15 protein-coding genes are annotated in these 21,731 nt (G+C 74.1%); 12 read left to right on the forward strand and 3 right to left on the reverse strand.

Annotated elements, in window-relative coordinates; all coding sequences use genetic code 11:
- Nucleotides 1-2: 2 nt before the first annotated feature.
- From PSD17_RS32725 to PSD17_RS32760, 8 genes are all read left to right on the forward strand, one after another.
- A complete protein-coding gene (locus PSD17_RS32725; RefSeq protein WP_339126110.1) occupies nt 3-695 on the forward strand; it encodes a phosphatase PAP2 family protein in 693 nt (230 codons plus the stop codon).
- 11 nt (nt 696-706) lie between these two features.
- Nucleotides 707-1,666 (forward strand): NAD-dependent epimerase/dehydratase family protein, encoded by a 960-nt coding sequence (locus PSD17_RS32730; protein ID WP_013674054.1) that lies wholly within the window; start codon nt 707-709, stop codon nt 1,664-1,666.
- 176 nt (nt 1,667-1,842) lie between these two features.
- On the forward strand, nt 1,843-2,961 hold the full coding sequence (locus tag PSD17_RS32735; RefSeq protein ID WP_013674053.1) for a Gfo/Idh/MocA family protein: 1,119 nt from the start codon (nt 1,843-1,845) through the stop codon (nt 2,959-2,961).
- Nucleotides 2,958-4,118 carry a DegT/DnrJ/EryC1/StrS family aminotransferase gene (locus tag PSD17_RS32740; RefSeq protein WP_339126111.1) on the forward strand — a complete coding sequence of 387 codons (1,161 nt, stop codon included), beginning with the start codon at nt 2,958-2,960 and terminating at the stop codon, nt 4,116-4,118. The genes PSD17_RS32735 and PSD17_RS32740 overlap by 4 nt, the downstream gene beginning before the upstream one ends.
- On the forward strand, nt 4,115-5,224 hold the full coding sequence (locus PSD17_RS32745) for a DegT/DnrJ/EryC1/StrS family aminotransferase (protein WP_013674051.1): 1,110 nt from the start codon (nt 4,115-4,117) through the stop codon (nt 5,222-5,224). Before PSD17_RS32740 ends, PSD17_RS32745 begins: the two co-directional genes overlap by 4 nt.
- A gap of 191 nt (nt 5,225-5,415) precedes the next feature.
- The gene (locus PSD17_RS32750; RefSeq protein ID WP_339126112.1) at nt 5,416-5,985 is read left to right on the forward strand and encodes an acyltransferase; all 570 of its coding nucleotides are present in this window, start codon (nt 5,416-5,418) and stop codon (nt 5,983-5,985) included.
- Entirely contained in the window at nt 5,982-7,082 is a 1,101-nt protein-coding gene (locus PSD17_RS32755; protein ID WP_103383661.1) for a glycosyltransferase family 2 protein, read from the forward strand. The genes PSD17_RS32750 and PSD17_RS32755 overlap by 4 nt, the downstream gene beginning before the upstream one ends.
- 32 nt (nt 7,083-7,114) lie before the next feature.
- Complete coding sequence (locus tag PSD17_RS32760; RefSeq protein WP_013674048.1) at nt 7,115-7,927, forward strand: polysaccharide deacetylase family protein; 813 nt, start codon at nt 7,115-7,117, stop codon at nt 7,925-7,927.
- A gap of 919 nt (nt 7,928-8,846) precedes the next feature.
- On the opposite strand, the gene PSD17_RS32765 is transcribed toward PSD17_RS32760, so the two are convergent.
- The 3 genes from PSD17_RS32765 to PSD17_RS32775 all read right to left on the reverse strand — a co-directional run bounded on the left by PSD17_RS32765 (nt 8,847) and on the right by PSD17_RS32775 (nt 15,475).
- Nucleotides 8,847-12,977, reverse strand: a complete 4,131-nt coding sequence (locus tag PSD17_RS32765; RefSeq protein ID WP_339126113.1) for an oligosaccharide flippase family protein — start codon at nt 12,975-12,977, stop codon at nt 8,847-8,849.
- Nucleotides 12,978-13,141: 164 nt separating this feature from the next.
- On the reverse strand, nt 13,142-14,281 hold the full coding sequence (locus PSD17_RS32770) for a glycosyltransferase family 4 protein (protein ID WP_013674046.1): 1,140 nt from the start codon (nt 14,279-14,281) through the stop codon (nt 13,142-13,144).
- Between the two features lie 150 nt (nt 14,282-14,431).
- Nucleotides 14,432-15,475: a glycosyltransferase family 2 protein gene (locus PSD17_RS32775; RefSeq protein ID WP_013674045.1), complete on the reverse strand. Its 1,044-nt coding sequence runs from the start codon at nt 15,473-15,475 to the stop codon at nt 14,432-14,434.
- Between the two features lie 526 nt (nt 15,476-16,001).
- Here PSD17_RS32775 and PSD17_RS32780 point away from each other — a divergent pair.
- The 4 genes from PSD17_RS32780 (at nt 16,002) to PSD17_RS32795 (ending at nt 21,731) form a co-directional block, all read left to right on the forward strand.
- Nucleotides 16,002-17,477 (forward strand): sugar transferase, encoded by a 1,476-nt coding sequence (locus PSD17_RS32780; RefSeq protein WP_158511302.1) that lies wholly within the window; start codon nt 16,002-16,004, stop codon nt 17,475-17,477.
- A complete protein-coding gene (locus PSD17_RS32785; protein WP_013674043.1) occupies nt 17,470-18,681 on the forward strand; it encodes a glycosyltransferase family 4 protein in 1,212 nt (403 codons plus the stop codon). The genes PSD17_RS32780 and PSD17_RS32785 overlap by 8 nt, the downstream gene beginning before the upstream one ends.
- Before the next feature lie 9 nt (nt 18,682-18,690).
- Nucleotides 18,691-19,632, forward strand: coding sequence for a hypothetical protein (locus PSD17_RS32790; RefSeq protein WP_339126114.1), 942 nt, complete (start codon nt 18,691-18,693; stop codon nt 19,630-19,632).
- Nucleotides 19,633-19,706: 74 nt separating this feature from the next.
- A complete protein-coding gene (locus tag PSD17_RS32795) occupies nt 19,707-21,731 on the forward strand; it encodes an O-antigen ligase family protein (protein WP_013674041.1) in 2,025 nt (674 codons plus the stop codon).

A 21,731-nucleotide genomic window follows, 5' to 3' on the forward strand; every position in this document is an offset into this window, starting at 1 on the left:
AGGTGCGCGACCGCCTCCCGGAGGCCGTGCTGGCCCTGCGCTGGGACCGGGCCGTGCTGGCCCGCCCGCTCGGTCCGGTCGCGGCGGTCGTCGCCGGCCTGGCGGCGGTCGTGCTCGTCGTCGGCGCCGTGCTCGTCGCCGGCCACGACTACGCGAGCACGCTGGACGAGCGGATCACGCTGGCGGCGCCGCGCGGCCAGGTCCTGTTCGCCGCGCTGGTCGCGGTGGGCGACGTCATGTCCGCCGCGGTGCTCGCCGTCGTGCTCGTCGCGGTGTGCCTCGCGGCGGGCCGGCCGCGGCACGCCCTGCTCGCGCTGCTCGCGCCCGCCGCGACCGGCGTCGTGACGACCGTGCTCAAGCCCCTGGTCGGCCGCACCCTCGACGGCGCGGACTCCTACCCGAGCGGCCACACCGGCTCCGCGACGTCACTCGCCCTGGTCACGGGCCTGCTGCTGGCGTCGGCACCCGCGGTGCGCGCGACGGCGGCCCGGATCGCGGTCGTCGTCGTGGTGACCCTGCTCAGTGCGGCGCCCATGGCGGTCGCGCTGGTCGCGCAGCACGTGCACTACCCCACCGACACCGTCGGCGGGTTCTGCACGGCGCTCGTCGTCGTCCTCGTCGTCGCGCTGCTGGTCGACCGGGTCGTGCCCGCGGTCACGGCCCGTGCCCGTCCCGGGGTGCCGCCGGGCGGATAGGGTCGACCGCCGTGCGCGCAGTGGTCACCGGCGGAGCCGGGTTCATCGGGTCGACGATCGTCGACGAACTGGTCGCCCGCGGCGACGACGTCCTGGTCGTCGACGACCTCAGCCACGGGTCGGAGGCCAACCTGACCTCCGCCTTCGCCGCCGGGACCCGGCTCGAGCGGCTCGATGTGCGCGACGGCGCCGGGGTCGCGGCCGCCTTCACCGCGTTCCGGCCCGACGTCGTGTTCCACCTCGCCGCGCAGATCGACGTCCGGCGCTCGATGACCGAGCCCGCGTTCGACGCCGCGACCAACGTCCTCGGCTCGGTCAACGTCTTCGACGCCGCCCGGCTCGCCGGCGCCCGCCGCGTCGTCAACACCTCGACGGGCGGCGCGATCTACGGCGAGACCTCGACCGTCCCCACACCCGAGACCGAGCCCGCCCGGCCGCTGTCGGCGTACGGGCTGTCCAAGCGCACCGCCGAGGAGTACGGCGCCTGGTTCCGCCGGGCGCACGGCCTCGACGTGGTGACTCTGCGCTACGGCAACGTCTACGGGCCCCGGCAGGACCCGACGGGCGACGCGGGCGTCATCGCGATCTTCTGCGACCGGGTCCTCACCGGACGGCGCCCGACGATCTTCGGCGACGGCACGCAGACCCGCGACTACGTCTTCGTCGGCGACATCGCGGCCGCGAACCTCGCCGCGGCCGACGCCGGCTCCCCCGCCCACGACCACTACAACGTCGGAACGGGCACCGAGGTCGACGTCGTCGAGCTGGCCGCGGCCATCGCCGAGGCCGCCGGGGTGGGCGCCGACGCGTTCGCGCCGGAGTTCCTCCCCGCCCGCGCCGGCGAGGTGCTGCGCAGCTGCCTCGACGTCAGCCGCGCCCGCGCCGACCTGGGGTTGCGCGCGCCGACGCCGCTGCGCGACGGCATCGCGACGACCCTCGGCTGGGTCCGGACCGTCACTCCGACGGCCTGATCGTCCCGTTTCCGGCGCCGCGGCGGCCGGCCGTCGGACCGGGCCGTCGGCGCCGGGGGGCGGCGTCGGGGTCGAGCGCCCCGGGACCTATCGTGGACGCCGTCCGCCGCCCCCGGCTCGCCGCTCCCCGGCCCCCCGTGCGGCCCGCACCGGGGGTTGGCGTAGGAAGGACCACCGTGACCACGCCACATCCACCGATCGGGATCGCTGTCGTCGGAGCCGGTTACTGGGGCCCGAACCTCGTTCGGAACGCGCAGGCCACCCCTGGCCTCCAGCTCCACTACCTGTGTGACATCGACGAAAATCGGGCACGCAGCGTGATCGGTAGGTATTCGACCGTCGCGACGACCCCGTCGCTCGACGACGTGCTGGCCGATCCGCGCGTCGACGCCGTCGCGATCGCCACGCCGGCAGCCACCCACTTCGCCGTGGCCAGCGCCGCGCTGGAGGCCGGCAAGCACGTGCTCGTCGAGAAGCCGCTCGCGCCCACCTACGAGGAGGGCCGCAAGCTCGTCGAGACCGCGGACCGCATGGATCGCGTGCTCATGCTCGACCACACCTACTGCTACACCTCGGCCGTCCGCTACATCCGCGACTCGATCGCGAACGGCGAGCTGGGCGACCTGCAGTACCTCGACTCGGTGCGGATCAACCTCGGGCTCGTCCAGCCCGACGTCGACGTGCTCTACGACCTCGCCCCGCACGACCTGTCGATCTTCGACGCGATCCTGCCCGACGACGTGGTCCCCGTCGCGATCTCCGCGCACGGGTCCGACCCGGTCGGCGCCGGGCACGCCTGCGTGGGTCACCTCACGATCAAGCTGTCCAACGGCGCGCTCGCCCACGTGCACGTCAACTGGCTCTCGCCGACCAAGATCCGCACGATGATCGTCGGCGGGTCGAACCGGATGATCGTCTGGGACGACCTGAACCCGACGCAGCGGCTGTCGGTCCACGACCGCGGTGTCGACACCGCCGACGGCGGGCCGGAGTCGCGCGCCCGGACGATCGTCTCCTACCGCACGGGCGACACCGTCGCGCCCGCGCTGGCCAACACCGAGGCGCTGCGCTCGGTGATGCTCGAGTTCACCGACGCGATCAACGAGAAGCGGCCCCCGCTCACCGACGGACGCTCCGGCCTGCGGGTCCTCGCGATGCTCGAGGCCGCCGCGCACAGCCTGGCCAAGGACGGCGAGTTCGTCCCGGTGGCCGAGATGAGCCACCACCGCCCCGCCCGGGCGGGCCGCCCGACGACCGAGCCCGCGCGGCGCGGCCCGGGCGAGGTGACCACGTGACCGCCTCGCCCACCCGGCTGCCCACCATCCCGGTGATGCGGCCGTTGCTGGGCGAGGAGGAGGCCGAGGCGGTCGCCGAGGTCGTGCGGTCCGGCTGGGTCGCCCAGGGTCCGAAGGTGGCCGAGTTCGAGCGCGAGTTCGCCGCGTCGGTCGGCGCCGGCCACGGCATCGCCACCACGTCGTGCACGACGGCACTGCACCTGAGCCTGCTCCTGCTCGGCATCGGGCCCGGCGACGAGGTCGTCGTCCCGTCCTTCTCGTTCATCGCGACCGCGAACACCGTGCGCCATTGCGGCGGCACCCCCGTGTTCGCCGACGTCGAGCGCGACTCCGGCAACCTCGACCCCGCGTCGGTGGCGGCCGTGATCACCCCGCGCACCCGCGCCGTCGTCGTCGTCCACCAGGGCGGCCTGCCCTGCGACGTGTCCGCGATCGCCGCCGTCTGCGGCGACCTGCCGATCGTCGAGGACGCGGCCTGCGCGGCCGGTTCACAGGCCCACGGGCGGCCCGTCGGCAGCGGTGCGCTGCTGGCCGCCTGGTCGTTCCATCCGCGCAAGGTGCTCACCACCGGCGAGGGCGGGATGATCACCACCGACGACCCCGAGTGGGCCGTCCGGCTGCGCCGCCTGCGTGAGCACGGCATGTCGGTCTCGGCCGCCGACCGGCACGCCGCGGGCGACAAGGTCATCATCGAGTCCTACGTCGAGCAGGCCTACAACTTCCGGCTCACCGACCTGCAGGCCGCGATGGGCCTCGTCCAGCTGCGGCGGCTGCCCGGCATGGTCGACCGCCGTCGCGAGCTGGCCGCCCGGTACGCGTCGCTGCTGCCCGACCTCGGGGTGCGCCCCGTCGCCGACCCGCCGTTCGGCCGCAGCAACTTCCAGTCCTACTGGGTCGAGCTGCCCGACTCCGCCCCGCCGGTCCCCGACGTGCTGCAGACGATGGCCCGCGCCGGCGTCTCCGGTCGTCGCGGGATCATGGCCGCGCACCTCGAGCCCGCCTACGCGGGCCACCCGCACGTCCCGCTGCCGGTCACCGAGCACCTCACGACGCGCTCGCTGATCCTGCCGCTGTACCACGACATGACCGAGTCCGACCAGCGCCGCGTCGTCGACACGCTCGCCGCCGCGATCACCGACCCGTCTGGAGCATCGTGACCGACACCCCCGTCCCGCTCGTCGACCTCGGCGCGCAGCACGCCCAGGTGGCCGACGAGGTCGCCGAGGGCTGGGCCGCCATCCTCTCCCGGACCGCGTTCGTCGGCGGTGCGGCGGTCAAGGACTTCGAGACCGCGTACGCCGAGTACATCGGCGCCGCGCACTGCATCGGGGTCGGCAACGGCACCGACGCGATCGAGATGGCCCTGCGCGCGCTCGGCGTGGGCGCGGGCGACGAGTGCGTCCTGCCGGCCAACACCTTCATCGCGACGGCCGAGGCCGTGGCCCGGACCGGCGCGACCGTCGTGCTGGCCGACTGCGACGAGACCACCGCGCTGCTCGACCCCGCCGCCGCCGGTGCCGCCGTCACCCCGCGGACGAAGGCCGTCCTCCCGGTGCACCTCTACGGCCAGGCCGCCCCCGTCGAGGCGATCCGCGCCGCCGTCGGCGACGTCCCGATCGTCGAGGACGCCGCACAGTCGCAGGGCGCCCGGCGCAACGGGGAGGCCGCGGGCACGCTCGGCGTCCTCGCCGCGACCAGCTTCTACCCCGGCAAGAACCTCGGCGCCTACGGCGACGCGGGCGCCGTCCTGACCTCCGACCCCGAGCTCGCGACGGCAGTCCGCCTCCTCGGCGAGCACGGGTCCCCGCGCAAGTACGAGCACACCGTCGTCGGGTTCAACAGCCGGATGGACGCGCTGCAGGCCGTCGTGCTGTCGGCCAAGCTGCGCCGGCTCGACGAGTGGAACCAGCAGCGTCGCGCGGCCGCCGATCGCTACGCCGCGATGCTCGCCGAGGTCGACGGCGTCGTCGCCCCGGTCACCGCCGAGGGCAACGAGCACGTCTGGCACCTCTACGTCGTCCGCGTCGCCGAGCGCGACCGGGTGCTGGCCGACCTGCACGCCGGCGGCATCGGCGCCGGCATCCACTACCCGACGCCCGTGCACCTGACCGGTGCGTTCGCCCACCTCGGCCACGGCTCGGGCGCGTTCCCCGCCGCCGAGGCGCTCGCCGGGGAGATCCTGTCGCTGCCGCTCTACCCGGGCATCACGCAGGCGCAGCAGGAGCGGGTCGTCGAGGTGCTGGCCAAGGCCGTCGCCCGGTGATCGAGCGGCGGCGGGCGACCCCCGGCGAGGGAGTGCGGTGAGCGAGCGGCAGCGAGCGAACAGTCGACACAGCGCCCCCGCGCAGCGCCGACCGAGCCCCGGCGAGGGGGTGCGATGAGCGAGCGGCAGCGAGCGAACAGTCGACACAGCGCCCCCGCGCAGCGCCGACCGAGCCCCGGCGAGGGAGTGCGATGACGACGGTGGCCGGGGTGCGGGTGCACCCGCAGGGACTGTGCGAGAGCGAGGACGTGGGCGCGGGCACCCGCGTGTGGGCGTTCGCCCACGTGCTGCCCGGCGCCAAGGTCGGCCGCGACTGCAACATCTGCGACTGCGCGTTCGTCGAGGACGGCGCGACCCTCGGCGACAACGTCACGGTGAAGAACGGCACGCTCGTGTTCCGCGGGGTGACCTGCGAGGACGACGTCTTCCTCGGGCCCAACGTGCTGTTCACCAACGACATGCGACCGCGGTCGGCCAACAAGATCGCCCCTGACGACCTCCTCCCGACCCTCGTGCGCCGCGGGGCGTCACTCGGAGCCGGGACGATCGTTGTCTGCGGAACGGAGATCGGTGAATTCGCGTTCGCCGCCGCAGGGGCCGTCGTCACCCGCGACGTGCCGGCACATGCGTTCGTCGCCGGCAACCCCGCCGTCCAGAAGGGATGGGTCTGCCGATGCGGCGCCCGTCTCGACAGCGAGCTCGCATGCACCGAGTGCGGCGAGCGCTACCGCGAGAGCGACAGGGGGCTCGTCCCGGCATGAGCGAGTTCACGGCCGAAGCATCAGCAGGTCCGAAGGTCGACGCCGGTCCACGCGTCGACGTCGTCATCCCCTGCTACAAGTACGGCCATCTCCTCCCGGAGGCGGTGCGCAGCGTCCTCGCGCAGGACGGCGTCGACGTCCGGGTCCTGGTCATCGAGGACGCGTCCGGCGACGGCAGCGCCGACGTCGCCCGCGAGCTCGCCGCGGAGCACGAGCGCGTCGAGGCGCTGGTCCACGAGACCAACAAGGGCCACATCATCACGTTCAACGAGGGCATCCTCGACTGGGCGCAGGCGCCCTACACGCTGCTGATCTCGGCCGACGACGAGCTCACCCCCGGTGCCCTGCAGCGCGCGACGCAGGTCATGGAGGACAACCCCGGCGTCGGTTTCGTCTACGGCCACTCCGTGCGCTGGGTGACCGGCGACCCCCGCCCGCAGGTCCGCACCGGCCGTTGGAAGCCCGTGGTGCACAGCAGCCAGTCGTGGCTGCGGCGCATCTACAGCCGGGGCTCCAACCCGGTGTTCTCCCCGTCGGTGGTCATCCGCACCGACCTGCAGAAGCGGGTCGGCGGCTACGACGCCCGCATGCTGCAGACCTCCGACCTGCACATGTGGCTCCAGCTCGCCCTCTACTCCGACGTCGGCTTCGTCTCCGGCGTCGACCAGGCCTGGTACCGCGTGCACGGCGCGAACATGTCGCAGGCCTACTACGACAAGGACGCCGGACTGCCCGACCTGGAGATGCGCAAGCTCGCGTTCGACGCGGTGCTCGAGCGCGGCCGGACCGTCCTGGGCGACGCCCAGACCGACGACCTCGACCAGCGCATGCGTCGTGCCCTCGCCCGCGAGGCGATGCTGCGGGTCAAGCGCGCCGACGAGAAGGGCTGGGAGCTGGGCGACGCCGCGCGGCTGCTGGCCAACTGGGCCGCCGAGATCACCGGCGACGTCACGACGATCCCCGAGTGGCGCACCATGCGGCTGCGCCGCCGGCTGGGCCCGCTGGGCCAGGTCGTCCGCCCGCCCGTGCTGAGCAAGGCCGGCCGTCGCCTGCGCCAGGAGGGCCGCACCGCCCGCCTGGTCCGCGTCGGCACCTGAGGGCCCCGACCCGCCCGTCCGAAAGGGAGAACGTGTCGCTCATCGAGCGTGTCCGCCACTCCGCCGAGTGGCGGACCGAGGCCGCCCGCGACCGGGTGGCCCGTGGCCGCGCCTACGCCGAACGGCAGCTCATCGCGCGGGCGCGGGCGCCCAAGCCGCCGACCAGCCGGATCCTCTGCTACCACACCGTCGGCATGCCCAAGATGGGGCTCAACGACGTCTCCCTGCAGCGGATCCGTCGCCAGCTCGAAATGGCGCGCATCGCGGGCTACCGCTTCGTGCCCGCGTCCGAACTGGTCGCCGAGCCGACCGACCCGGCCCCCGGTGACCGGCGCCTCGCCCTCACCTTCGACGACGGCTTCCGCAGCATCCTCACCACCGTCGAGCCGCTGCTGCGTGAGCTGGACATCCCGTGGACGGCGTTCATCGTCAGCGGGTTCGCCGACGGGAAGAAGGGCCACGAGGACTTCCTCGACTGGGACGAGGTCGCGGGGCTCGCGGAGCGCGGTGTGACGATCGCCAGCCATTCGGTGACGCACCCCAACTTCGCGACCCTGTCCCCCGGGCAGGTCGTCGACGAGCTGGAACAGTCGCGGACGGCCCTCCGGGACAAACTGGGCATCGAGACGACGGAGTTCGCCATCCCGTTCGGACAGTCGAAAGACTGGCCGGAGGTGGCCCGCAAGGCCGCGACGGAGGCGGGCTACACCACCGTCTACGCACAGTCGATGGAACGGCGCCCCGCCGGCACCGTCCCCCGCACCTTCGTCACCCGGTTCGACGACGACCGCGTCTTCCGCGCCGCCCTCGGCGGCGCCTTCGACCGCTGGGAAGAGTGGTACTGAGCCGTCCCCTGCCCGCCGCCCCTGCCCGTCCCGTCCGCAGGGCGAGCACCGTCCTGTGCAGCGGTCGACCGGGGTTGCGTCACGGACGCGGTCCGCGGACGCGTGAGCGTCGCGGACGCGGTGAGCGTCGCGGACGCGGTGAGCGCTGCGGCCGCGGTGAGCGCTGCGGCCGCGGTGAGCGGACGCGGTGAGCGGACGCGGTGAGCGCTGCGGCCGCGGTGCGCGGACGCGGTCCGCGTCGCCGACGCTGGGAGCGCAGCGGGTGCGAGGAGCGTTGTCGGCGCGGTGAGCCCTGCGGGCACGATGAGCGGCCGCGTGGTCGCCCCGACGACCCGGTGATCGTCGAACGAGGGATCTGAGCGCAACCACACGCGCCCATGTCCCGCGAACGACGACCACGATCAGAAGGCAGCCGCGGCGCCCAACCCCGACTCCCCGCCCCGCCCGTCGGGCCCCGGGGCGCCTCAGCGCCCACGCGACCATCGCCGCCCCGCCCGGTGATCACCGAACCAGGGACCAGAGCGCAACCACACGCGCCCATGTCCCGCAAAGGGCGACCATCGAAGGGCGCGGCGCGGCCGCGATGGTCGCCGGACCGGCGGGAACAGGCGCCGACGGGGAGGTGTTCGGGCCGCGCGGTCGCGCCCAGCACGACCCGGTGATCGCCGAACGAGGGACCTGAGTGCAACCACGTGCGCCCATGTCCCGCGTACGACGATCACCGGCCGGGCTGGGGGCGTGGCCGCGGACGCCCGCCAAGCGCGACGCGCCACCGGCGTCGAGGCATCCGCGCCCCGACGCCGAGGTGCAGCCGACCCTCACCGTCGACGCGCACGCCCGGTGATCGTCGAACGAGGGACCTGAGCGCAACCAGCGACGCTCACGTCCCGCAAACGACGACCACGAACCGGCGTCGGGGTCAGCCGCGGCGGTCGTCGGAGGACGAAGCGCCGGAGTCGGATTCGACCGGCCGTGGGCGGGGTCGGGGCGACGGGCGTCGCGGGGCGCTGTCGGCCGGGGGGCCGTCCGCCGCGGTGTCACCACGTCGGCTGGGCGCACCGTCCGCCCTCGTCGCCCCGCGGTGCGGCTCGCTGCGCGATCCCGCGGCTGCGGTCGGGGTCAGGCGGCGGGTCTGCTCGACGCCCGCCGACGGCGCTCCACGTCGCGGATCGTCGGACTGCCCGGCGGCTGCCTCCGACCCGGTGCTTCCCGATCCCGTGCCCGCCGAGTCGCCCTTGGTGCCGGTGGCAGGACGCGACCCCGCAGGAGCCGCACCTTCCGGGCCGGCGCCGTTGCTGCCCCGGCTGCCGACAGGCGGGCCGGACGAGCCCGTCTCGCCCGCGTTGTTCGCGGCGAGGCCCGAGCCGGTTGGGACCGATCCCTTGCGGGCCGGACCGTGGCCGGCGGGGTCGCCGGGGATCGCGCTCTTCGACGCCCGACCGCCGGGGACGCCGAGGGCCGAGCCACCATCCGGGACCGAGCCACCCAGGACCGAGCCACCCGGGACCGAGCCACCTGGACCAGAGCGACTCGGCTCGCGACCACTCGGCTCCCGACTGCTCGGAGCGGGACCGCTCGGCTCCCGCCCACTCGACTCCCGACCGCTCGGAGCCGGACCGCTCGGCTCCCGACCACTCGGGGTTGCCCCGCTCGGAACCTCACCACTCGGCGCCGGACCGCTCGGCGGCGCTCCCTGCTGAGGTCCGGAGCTCCCGGCGCCCCTCGTCGGCGCGGCGCCGGCCGAGGAGGCGCCTCGAGAACCCGGCGTCTGCGAGCCGGCAACGCCGGAGCGGGAAGCGTCCGGATCGGGACGGTTCGTGCTGGCCCTCCGTGAGCCCGGACCCTGCGAACGCGGGCCGTTCGAGACCGGAGCGTTCGAAGCGAGACCATTCGAGACCGCACCTTGCGACCCCGACCCCGGCGAACCCAGGCCCTGCAAGCCCGAACCGTTCGAGCCCGAAACGCTCGGGGCCGGGCCGTTCGAGCCCGCCCGTTGCGAGCCCGACCGCGACGAGTCCGGCGCGTGCGAGCGCGATCCCGGGGAATCCGGCCCCTGAGAACCGGGCCCCCGAGAACCTGAACCCGTCGTGCCCAAGCCGTTCGGGCTCGGTGCATCCGGGGCAAGACCGTTCGAGCCCGCACCCTTCGGGCCTACGCCCTTGGTACCCGGGCCCGTGGAGTTCGGCTCCTGCGCCGCGGACCGACCGGGAGCGGACTCCGTCGGAGCAGACCCTGTCGGACCGGACCCCGCTGCGGCGGATCGCGTCGGACCAGACCCCGTCGGACCAGATCGCGTCGGGGCGGGTTGTGGGCCGTTCGGGCCGGGCCGCTGGACGTCCGTCGCGGTCGGCCCACCGCCGTGCGTATCGCCGCGGTCGGGATGCGCCGGGGGTGTCGGGTTGCCGTTGCCGGCGGGGCCACCGCTCCCTCGACCCGCGGGCGCCGACGACTCGGCCGGCTGACCCGGGCGGCTCGGCGCGCTTCCGGGCACCGCGCCGCGCCCGCTCCGGCCGCCGCCACCCGTCGGGCCGGCGGGGGCCCGGTCGGAATCCGAGGGCCGCGCGTCGGCCACGGGACCACCGTCGGCGCCACGCTTCGGCGGAGCCGGCTCGGCCTGCCCGGCGGACGGACCGCCCGTCGGTCGACCCGCGGATGTGCCACCGGACGGCGGTCGAGCGGGGACCTTGGCGGTGCTCGACTCGTCTCCCGGGGGCGACGGCGTCGGTCGTGGCCGGGGCGAGGGCCGCGGTCGTGGTGGGGCGCCGGGGACGTCCGGGCGAGCGTTCGCGGCGTCACCGGGGCGGCTCGACCGAGCGGCCGGCGGGCCGCTCGGCGCTGCACCCCTGGACTCGGGACGACCTGCCGCGTCGGGACCCGAAGCGCCCTGCGCCCCGGCACGGTCGACCGGCGCGGAACCGTCGTGGGAGCCCGCGCCCCTCACCGGCGTGCCACCCACAGCAGGCTCGTCCGTCGGCGGCCCACCGGCAGGACGGCCCCCGGCCCCGGACGGGCGCAGGCTCTCCAGCGGCGCATCCCAGCGGCGGCCGTCGGAGGTGGTCGTGACGTCGCGGGCAGCGTCGTCGGGCGCGGAGAACAGGTCGACCGGACCGTCCGTGGGCCCGGGACCGGACCCGCCGGCACCCGGCGACGCCGGGTGCAGCAGCACGGTCCGCTCCGCCGGCGACGCGGTGCCTTCGACGGGCGTGACCTGCGGCAGCGGTGCGAGCCGCGGCCGCGGGTGCGGCTGGGGACGCGGTCGCGGGCGGGGGGCGCCGAGACCCGGCGAGCTCGTCGGCGAGATGAGTCGCATCTGGACGGTCGCATCGTCGAGACCCTCGGAGATGACGGCGCGCGCGATGCCGAACACACCGCTCGCGGTGAGCGGTGGCAGCCGGATGGTCTGCTCGGCCGCGGTCGGCGCGGGTACCCCGGCCCCGACGAGCTCGCGGTCCGGGTCGGTCGGGGACGCCGGAACGCGCGATTCGTCCTCGTCGCCCTCGTCCTCCTCGTCGTCCGCACCGCCGCGGCGGAGCTTGGACCGGACGGCGGTGAGCAGCGAGCGGCCCAGCGACGGCGCGAGCGCCGTCAGCACGGCGAGGTACACCACCACGAAGACGATCGCGTCGAGGACGAGCATCACGACGCCGAGCAGCACACCGTGCTCGTCGGCGTTGAGGACGTTGCGGTCGACCCACCACGTCGCAACCGTGGCGACGCCCGCCGCGACCAGCGGGGGGACGAGCATGCCGACGAGCCGCGGCACGGAGTAGGTGACGATCCGCCTCGACAGCACCAGGATGACGAGCCCGACGGCGATCTCGGTGATCGACATCGCGATGCCGACGCCGATCAGGCCGAGCGGCAGCAGCGCGAGCAACGAGCCGATGCCGAGGACGAGGCTGGTCGCCGTCGTCCAGTTGAGCATCTTCGACGCGCCGACGGCCTTGATCACCTCGCTGCCGACGGCCTGCAGCGCGATGCCGACGCCGTAGCCCGACATCACCATCAGCGCGACGCCCGCGGCCCGCCACTTCTCCCCCAGCAGCACGACGACCGCGGGCTCGCCGAGGCAGATCATCAGGCCGGCGAGCGGCGCGGCGATGACCCACGTGACCTGCAGGGCGCGTTCGAACGCACGGGTGAAGCGCGGCGGATCGGACTGGAGCCGGGAGAACGCCGGGAAGAGGACGTACGAGCCGATCTGGACGATCACCATCGCCGGCAGCTGGGCGAGGCTCGACCCGTAGCGGTACTGGCCGAGGTTGTTGGCGTCGAGCCTGCGGCCGATCAGCGCGGTCTCGGCGGCGGTCCGGACGCGCTCGACGATGCCTTCGATGAGCAGCGGCGCGGCGAACCTGGCCATCTCGCGCCAGAGCCCGAAGTGGAACTTCCCGACACCCGGCCGCCACTTCGCGTACCGCCAGCTCAGGAACAGCCAGATCCCGATGCCGACGTAGTTGCCGATCACCATCGACCAGACGCCGAAGCCGCACAGCGCCAGCGTGATCGTGACGATCGCGTACCCGAGCACGCGTGTGGGGTCGACGATCAGCCGTCGCTTGAAGTTGAAGCGGCGCTGCATGAGGCCGTCGGGGACGTTGGTCAGCGCGTGCAGCACCACCGCGCCCGACGACACCGCGGCGATCGTCCCGGCGAGCTCGCTCCGGAAGACGAGCCCGATGATCGGCGCGGACGCCAGCGACAGCACGGCCAGCCCGAGCCCGGTGACGAACGTGACCCAGAAGACGGTGTCGGCGGCGTCCTCGACGTCGCCCTCGCGCTGGATCAGCGCGCCGCGCAGGCCGCCCTCGGTGAAGCCGAGGAGGAACCCCATCATCACCGTGCCGGCCGCGTAGAGGCCGATCTGGGTGGGATCGAGGATGCGGGCGAGGATCAGCGTCTGGACGAACGAGACGACCTGCACGACCCCCAGCGCGAGTCCCGAGAGCATCGCGCCGCGCTTGAGCGTGCTGCCCAGCGTCGAGATGTCGGGGTCGCTCGTCGCCTCACGGGTGGTGGCGACACTCGCCCGATGCTTCCCGAGAGGCACTCAGCACCGCCCGGCGATCGGGGCGGGGACGGGACGGCGCAGCGCCTCGCCACGTGCTCTGGTCAACTGGTCGTCCTCGGATGGCCTCGGCGATGTATTACCCCGAGCAGGGTAACGGCGTGTCCGAACGACGGTGCGCCGGCCGGAGCAACTCACCGTTCCCGTCACCGCTTCCGGTGATCGAGCTCCTGGTAGAGGCGGTCGAGGTTGCGCGCCGTGACGTCGGCCGCGAAGCGCTCCTCGACGCGGCGACGCCCGGCTGCACCCATCGCCCGGCGCGCCGCGACGTCGCGGACGAGCGGCTCGAGCGCGTCGGCGAGCCGCTGCGGGTCCTGCACGGGCACGACCCGGCCGGTGACCCCGTCGTCGACGGCGCGCGCCACGTCGCCCACGTCGGTCGCGACGACCGGGAGCCCGCCCGCCATGGCCTCGAGCACCGACAGCGGCATGGCCTCCCACCACGACGGGAGGCTGAAGACGTCGGCGGCCGCGTACTCGGCGGGCATGTCGGCGGGATCGCGCGTGCCCAGGAGCGTGACCCACGGCGGCAGGTTGTCGCGGACGGCCGTTTCGGCCTCCGGTCCCTCGTCGGGGGCGCCGCCGAGCAGCCGCAGCTCGTGTTCCGCCCCGCGTTCGCGCAGGATCCGGGACGCCTCCACGAGGTCGAGCACACCCTTGCGCGGGGTCAGCAGGCCGACGTAGAGGATCCGCGGCGGATCGTGGGGGGCCTCGGGCTCCGGGACGTTCTCCAGCGGCACCCCGTTGTCGACCAGCCGGACCTTGCCCGCGGGCAGCACCGCGCGCAGCGCGTCCTCGCCGGCCGTCCACACGGCGACGACGCTGTGCGCGGGCGCCATCGCCAGCCGCATGATCATGCGACGGACCGGCGTCGTCAGCCAGGTCTGGATGTTGCCGCCGTGCGCGTGCACCACGACCGAGCAGCCCCGGCTGCGGCCGGCGAGCGCGAGCAGCCCGGCGCGGATCACCGTCACCGCGGGCGCGAGCGCGGAATGGATGTGCACGACGTCGGCACGCCGGGCGTTGCGCCGCACGGCGAGCGCGTCACTGATCGTGCGGCCGATGTTGCCGGTCGTGAACCGGCCACCCTCGCGGACCCCGGAGTGCGCGACGTTGAGCAGCCGGACGTCGTGCCGCTCGGCGAGCGCGCCGCCGCGCAGCATCTCCAGGAACGTCGGGATGCCGCCGCGGTCCGGATAGGACTTCCCGACGAGGAGAACCTTGAGCCGGTGCCCGGTGGGCCCCACGCCCGCCTCCGGCGCCGCCCCTGTCTCCTGCGCACTCATCGCACTCCCTCGCCGGGGCTCGGTCGGCGCTGCGCGCGGGCGCTGTGACGATCATTCACTCGCCGACGCTCGTTCATCGCACTCCCTCGCCGGGGCTCGGTCGGCGCTGCGCGCGGGCGCTGTGACGATCATTCACTCGCTGACGCTCGTTCATCGCGCCCCACCACGCAGCCGGGCGACGGCCTCGTCGCCGACGCCCTGCCAGAACCCGATCCCCCAGCCCAGGTGCATGGCGAGGAACGCGGGCGCCACGTACTTCCGCTCCCCCGCCGCGAGGTCGCGGGCGGTGCGCGCGGAGGCGGCGGCGACGGCCACCGCGTAGGGCGCGACGAGCGCGGCCCCGGCCGACGGGCGGCGGAGCGCGACCAGCAGCGCGCCGGCCAGGTAGGCGACGAACGCCGGGATCATGAGGTGACGCGGGCGCATCGAGCGCGGGTGCAGCAGTGCGACGGCGACCTTGCCGCGGCCGTAGCGCCGGTACTGCAGGAACAGGTCGCGGATGGTCTGCCGGCTGTGCCAGCTGATCGTCATCGCCGGGTCGAACAGCAGCCTGTGACCGGCCAGCCGCACCCGGTGGTCGAACTCGAAGTCCTCGTTCGCGACGAGGTTCTCGTCCCAGCCGCCGAGCTCGCGCACGAGCGCGGTCGGGTAGGCGCCGAACGGGATGTGGTCGACCTCCTGGCGCTCGGTGCCGTGGTGGTAGACCGAGCCGCCGACGCCGAAGGGGCTGGCGAGGGCCGCGGCGATCGCGCGGCCGACGGGCGTCACGCCACGTCCGTCCTTGCGGCCGCCGACACCGCCCCACTCCCCCTCGCGCAGCAGCGCGACGGCGGTGGAGACGTAGTCGGCCGGGACGGTGGAGTGTGCGTCGACCCGCACCAGCCATCGGCCGCGCGCGGCCGCCACCGCCATGTTCAGCGAGACGGGGATGCCGCCGCGGTCGTTGCGCAGCAGCTCGATGCGGGGGTCCTCGGCGGCCATGGCGGCGACCTGCTCCGCGGTGTCGTCGCGGCTGCCGCCGTCGACCACCACCACGATCTGCATGTTGCGATGGTCCTGGGCACGGACCGACCCGAGGCAGGCGCCGATGAAACCGGACTCGTCACGCGCGGGGACGAAGACGGTCACCAGGTCCCCGGCCTCGTCAAGTGTGGTCTCCGTCACGGTCTCGGCGACCGTATCCGGGTCTGTCACGGACTCCACCTTCCGGCCGTTCGTCGGGGCGGCCCGACCGTACTCGGGAGCACCGACACCCCGGCCCGCGGCCTGTCACCGACCTGCACTCATTCCCGGAACCCCCTCGCGACCTGGGAGTTCTCCTTCGCGACGAAGCGCGTGCTCACCAGAGGGCCGATCGCCCGAACGTGTACGCCGAACGGCGGACAGCAGAAACACACCGTCACAGAGGTTCCACTGACGGGGGCATCGGCTACCCCGACGGAGTGCTCGAAGTCCGGAGGCAACATCCCCGGCGGTGAAACGTCTTTAGGGATAGCGGCGATGGCCGTCGTGAGTGCCCGGGTCGCAGGGAGCGCCTCGCGCCCCCCTGCAGCAAGGGGGCCCGGTGCCTTCTCGAGGAGGAACGTAGTTGACCGACGTATTCGAATCGGCGAATCGTCCGACGGCCTCGCCGACGGCATCGTCCGCCGGGGGGAGCACATCGGCGATGGGCAGGCATGCGCGTGGGGGCCGCGCGGCTCGCAACAGGTTCGGCCTGATCGTGACCGGGCTCGAGGTGGGAGCGCTGGTCGTGGCCGGGGGGCTGTCGGCGTGGCTGCTCGCGCCGCTGCCCGCCGCCGTGGTCGCGGTGGCGGTCCTGCTGGGCGTCGCCGCGAGCCGGCGCAACGCCTGGCGGCTGGGTCTCTCGGTGCTCGACGACCTCCCCGCGACGGCGCTGCTCGTCGCCGTGCCGACCGTGCTCGCCGAGGCCGTCCTCGTGCCGACCGGCCTGGCGCACCCGCTCGACGCGCTGTTCACCGGGGCGGCCGTGCTGGTCGCCCTCGTCGCGGCGCGCATCGTCGCGTTCGCGATCATCCGGCACCGCCGCAAGGACGGCCGCGACCACCTGCGTGCACTGATCGTCGGCTCCGACGAGGCGGGCACCCGGCTGGGCAGCAGCCTCGACCACGGTCTGCAGTACGGCATCCGCGTCGTCGGCTTCGTCGACGACGACCGCCCGCTGCTCGCCGACCTCGGCCCGCAGCTCGGGTCCGTCGACGTCCTCCCGCAGCTGGTCGACGAGCACCGCATCGACGTCGTCCTCGTCTCCTTCGGCGCGCACCGCGACGACGCGGTCGTCGACGCCGTCCGCGAGCTCACCGGCAGCAACGCCGAGGTGTTCGTGGTGCCGCGGATGTTCGAGCTGCACCAGCGCAACAAGGTCTCGGAGATGGTCGACGGCATCCCGCTGCAGCGGCTGCGCTCGATCACCCACCCGCGCGGCGCGTGGCGCGTCAAGCGCGCGATCGACGTCGTCGTCTCGGCCGTCGCGCTGCTGATGGTCAGCCCGGTGCTCGCGGTGATCGCCGCCGCCGTGCGCAAGGAGACCGGCCCCGGCGTCATCTTCAAGCAGGAGCGCATCGGCCAGCACGGCGTCCCGTTCACGCTCTACAAGTTCCGCTCGCTGATCCCCGTCGGCGGCGAGGGCGACGTCCGCTGGAACATCGACACCGACACGCGGCTCGGCCGCGTCGGCAAGTTCATCCGGGCCACCAGCCTCGACGAGCTCCCCCAGCTGGTCAACGTGCTCAAGGGCGACATGAGCCTGGTCGGCCCGCGGCCGGAGCGCGGCTACTTCGTCGAGCGGTTCAACGAGACGATCCCCGGCTACCGCTACCGCCACCGCGTCCCGGTGGGCCTGACCGGCTACGCCGCCGTGCAGGGCCTGCGTGGGGACACCTCCATCCACCAGCGCGCGCACTTCGACAACCTGTACGCCGAGTCCTGGTCGCTGTGGCTCGACGTGAAGATCGCCTTCTGGACGATCTCCCAGCTGGTGCCGAAGCGTGCGCCGGAGGCCGTCCTCCCGGTCCCGTCCCCGCCCGCGGAGGTCCCGGCGCCGCCCGCCCCGATGGACGACGCCCCGACGGCCGTGATCCCGCGGCTGCCCCGGCCCACCCAGGAGAACGCCGAGACCGAGCAGCCGAGCTCGGGGTCGCTCGAGATCACCCACGAGATCACCCTGCCCCGTGACTGATCGTTCGCTGCGCGTCCTGCAGGTCATCGACACGTTCGCCTACGGGGGTGCCGAGCGGCTGCTCGCCACCCTCAACGGGGTCGCCCCCGACCTCGGGCTCCACATGTCGGCGGCGTCCCTCGCGCCGCCGACCCCGGAACGCTCGCTGAGCTTCCCGGTCCTGCAGGACGCCGGGCTCGATCCCAGCTACATCGGGGTCCGGCTGATGCGCCAGCGCAACGCCGTCCCGCTGATCGCGAAGAAGATCCGGGAGTCGCGGGCCGACGTCGTGCACGCGCACCTCGGGACCTCGTCGGTGCTGGTGCCGCTGGCCGCGCGGCTGGCCGGCGTGCCGGTGCTGAGCACGCTGCACCACCTGCCCGCCCCCGGCCGGCCACTGCCGGCCCGGACGAAGGAGAAGCTCGCGATCCGCTCGGCGGGCCGGGGCCACTCGCTGATCTTCGTCTCCGAGGCCGCCCGCGCGGCCGCCGAGCGCATCCACGGCTCGCCCCGCCCGTCGTGGCGGGTGCTGCACAACGGCGTGGACCTGTCCGCCTACCGCCCGCCCGCCGACGGTGTGCCCGAGCCGCTCCCGGCGGATCTCGCCGTCACCGGCGACGGCCCGGTCGTGACGATCGTCGCCGCGCTGCGCAAGCCGAAGGGCCACGAGGTCGCGCTGCGGGCGTGGCCGTCGGTCCGCGAGCGCGTGCCCGGCGCGACGCTGCTGATCGTCGGCGACGGCGAGCACCGCGCGACGCTGGAGTCCCTCGCGGGCGAGGGCGTCGTGTTCGCGGGCTCCCGCGACGACGTCCCCGCGATCCTGCGCGGCTCGACGCTCGCCCTGCTGCCCTCGCTCACCGAGGCGCTGCCCACCGCGGTCATCGAGGCCGCGGCGACCGGGCTGACGGCCGTCGCGACGACCGTCGGCGGCACCCCCGAGATCGTCGACCACGGCCGGACCGGCCTGCTCGTCGCCCCAGGTGACGACGCCGCCCTCGGGGACGCCGTCGTCGAGCTGCTCACCGACCACGCACGCCGTGCAGAGCTCGGTGGGGCGGCCCGTAGACTCGCCGAGGATCGATTCGATCTGCGCCGGTGGGCAGGACGGCTGGCGGATCTGTACGACGACGCCCTCACCGCCCGGACGGCGGCCGGTTCCCGCCGGATGCGCGTCCAGCGGCTCCGGTCCGACGGGGTCGCCGACCGAACAACCGCCGACCTTTAAGGAGGCGACGTGAACGACCAGGGACTCAGTCGCCGCGCACTTCTCGTCATCGCCGCGACGGGGCTGGTCACTGCACTGGTCGCCCTGCTCGTGACCCACCTCGTCGTCGGCTCGGAGCAGCCGACGTACCGGGCTACCGCACAGGTCGCCCTCGTGCCGGCGCCGACGGTGCCGGCCGAGCAGGTCCCGTCGTACTGGGAGTCGCTGGGTGGCGGCCAGGCCGCCACGATCGGCGCCGAGGTCCTCAAGCAGTCGCAGTGGCTCGCGCCCGCCGCGCAGGCCGCCAACGTCACCCCCGACCAGGTCACGGTCACGGCCGCCGCGACGGCCAGCACCAGCCTGATCACCGTCACGGCGACGACGACGAGCCCCCAGGGCGCGGAGGCCGCCGCGACGGCCCTGATCCAGGCCGCGACGCCGACGGTCCAGCAGGTCTCGGGCCCGTACACGCTGCAGGTCGCGCAGCCCGCCACGGGCACGGCCGTGCCCGCGAGCATCCCCGAGAGCCAGCTGCTGATGGTCGTCTTCGCGGGCGCGCTGTTCGTCGGAGCCGGGGTCGCGCTCGTCGTGGCCCGGGGTCGCGCGCGGCGCCAGGCGCCGGAGGAGCGGCAGGCCGCCCAGCCGGTCGCCGCCGACCCGGTCCGCCGCATGCCGCCCGCGCCGGTCAACGCCGGCAACAGCACCTCCACGCCGCCGAACGGCCCGGGCAGCGGCGGGCCGCTCGGCAAGGGCCCGAACGGCCCCGGCAGCGGTCCCGGAAACGGCCGCGCCGGTGCCCCGGCGGGCAAGCCGGGCGGCCCCAACGGCGGCGGCCCCAACGGCGGCGGCCCGAACGGCGGCGGCCCCAAGGGTGGCGGCGGTAAGGGCCCGTCCGGCGGCCCCGGTCGCCCGCCCGGCAGCTACACCCCGCGCGGCGCGGCACCCGACCCGGCGCGGCCCTCCTCTTCGTGACCACCACCCCCGTCCGCCCGTCGCCCGCCCCGGCGCCGCCGGGCGGCCGTGACCCACGCGGACCGCGGCGGCCGATGTCGACGCTGAGCACCGTGGTCCAGCGCAACGGCGGCTTCGTCGCCGCCATCGGCGTCGCGCTGCTGGTGCTGGCGTTCACCGTCGGCCCGTCGATGACGCTGCTGATGCTCGGCGCGCTGATCGGCCTCGGGGTCGTCGCCGCGGCCGTCATGGTGCCGACCGTCGCGCTCGGCCTCATGGTCGCCAGCGAGTTCGCCAACGCCAGCGGTGTGCTCGCCCAGCTCCCGGTGTCGGTCTACATGGCGCTCCTCGGGCTGTGCGGGTTGTCGGCGGTCGTCGGCCTGTCCCGCAAGCGCTACCGCGCCCGCATCCGCCCCGGCTGGTGGATCCCGGCGTCGCTGCTGCTGGCCTACCTCGTCACGCTGATCCCGTCCGCGGTGCTCTCCCAGGACCCGGCCTCGACGACGACCTCGCTGTCGGACTCGCTCAAGGACCTGGTCTTCGTCGTCATCGTCTCGCTGCTGCTGCAGATGTCGGGACGTCCGTGGTGGACGATCGTCGCGATCCTCGTCCCGCTGGCGTTCATCAGCATCCTCACCGCGCTGAGCGAGTACGTCGTCGGCAACAACGTCACGTTCGGCGGGTTCTCCACGATCCAGTCCGACGCGGGCGCCGACATCGCCGCGGCCCGACATTCCGGCCCGCTGCCCGACCCGAACTTCTGGGGCCGGTTCCTCATCCTCGGCCTGCCCTTCGGGCTGGCGTCGGTCACGCGGTCGCTCAACCGTCGCAACTGGATGGAGCTGCTGTTCTCCGGCGGCGCGACGTTCGCGATCCTGCTCGGCATCTACCTGACGCAGTCACGCGGCACCATGCTCGCCGCCGGACTCGCCGTCGTCGTGTGGATCATCGCGGCCGGTCCGCGGATCCGGCGGCGGGCGTTCTTCCTCGCCCCGCTGTCGCTGCTGATCCTGCTGCTGCCCGGCATCGGCGACCGGCTGCTGACGCTGACCCAGACGGTCTCGTCGGCCCCCGACTACTCCGCCGACCAGTCGCTCACCGAGCGCGGCAACGTCGGCGACGTGGCGTTCGGCGTCTTCAAGGCCAACCCGCTGTTCGGCACCGGCCCCGGCTCGTTCGCCAACGTCATGACGCACTACGCGCCGTTGACCAACGCGGGCCCGACCGGCGACATCACGGCGACGCACAACCTCTACCTGGAGATCCTCTCCGAGAGCGGCATCGTCGGCATGGCGGGCTGGGCGATTCTCGTGATCGGCATGCTCGTGCTCGCGTACAACGCGACCGTGCGGCTCGCGGGCTCGTTCCCCGACGCGCGCGGCGGCCGGCTCACCCGGGCCACCGGGGCGGCCGGGATCGCGGCGATCGTCGGCTTCTCCGCCGCGAGCATCTTCCTGCACCTGGCCTACTCGCGGACGTTCCTGTTCGTCTGCGCGCTGATCGGCTACATGTACACGGTCGCGCGCACCGACCGCGAGCTGTCCCGGCCCGGTCCGCGGCGGGCGACGAACCGGGCGCGCAAGGCGTTCGCGTTCGCGTCGGCCGTCACGGTGCTCACCGCGGTCGCCGCCACGGTCGTCGGGGCGACCCTGGTCGGGGTGCTCGCCCGGCAGACCTACGTCGCGACCAGCGAGCTCACCCTGCAGGCGACGGGTGCCGGCTACCCCGGCTACGCCATGGACGTCCGACGACGGGTGGCGACGCTGCCCGCCTACGCGTCGGTGATCCAGGCCGGCGGAGCCAACCAGGAGACGACGGTCATCGCCGACCCGACACGCGGGGTCATGACGGTGACCGCGGTCGGCAGCTCGCCCGCCGAGGCGATCCAGCGCCGCGACGCGATCGTCACCAACGCGCCGAACGCGATCAAGCAGTCGTCGCTGGACGCGGTCTACAACGTCGTGACCGTCTCCGTCGGGGACGTCACCGAGAAGCGCGCGGTCGACGGCACGACCCTGCGCATCGTGCTGCTGGCCACGGCCGGCGAGATCGCACTCGTGCTGTTCCTGTGCGGGCGCATCCGCCGCGAGGAACGCCGCCGCGGCGTCTGGCTCATCTGA

Source organism: Pseudonocardia sp. D17, from assembly GCF_036984265.1.
GTDB classification, from domain to species: Bacteria; Actinomycetota; Actinomycetes; order Mycobacteriales; family Pseudonocardiaceae; genus Pseudonocardia; species Pseudonocardia benzenivorans.

What these genes read in the sequence shown, in the direction of transcription:
- PSD17_RS32750 (WP_339126112.1), top strand. Translation starts at nt 5,416, where the DNA reads ATGACGACGGTGGCCGGGGTGCGGGTGCACCCGCAGGGACTGTGCGAG.
- PSD17_RS32755 (WP_103383661.1), top strand. Translation starts at nt 5,982, where the DNA reads ATGAGCGAGTTCACGGCCGAAGCATCAGCAGGTCCGAAGGTCGACGCC.
- PSD17_RS32770 (WP_013674046.1), bottom strand. Translation starts at nt 14,281, where the DNA reads ATGAGTGCGCAGGAGACAGGGGCGGCGCCGGAGGCGGGCGTGGGGCCC.
- PSD17_RS32795 (WP_013674041.1), top strand. Translation starts at nt 19,707, where the DNA reads ATGTCGACGCTGAGCACCGTGGTCCAGCGCAACGGCGGCTTCGTCGCC.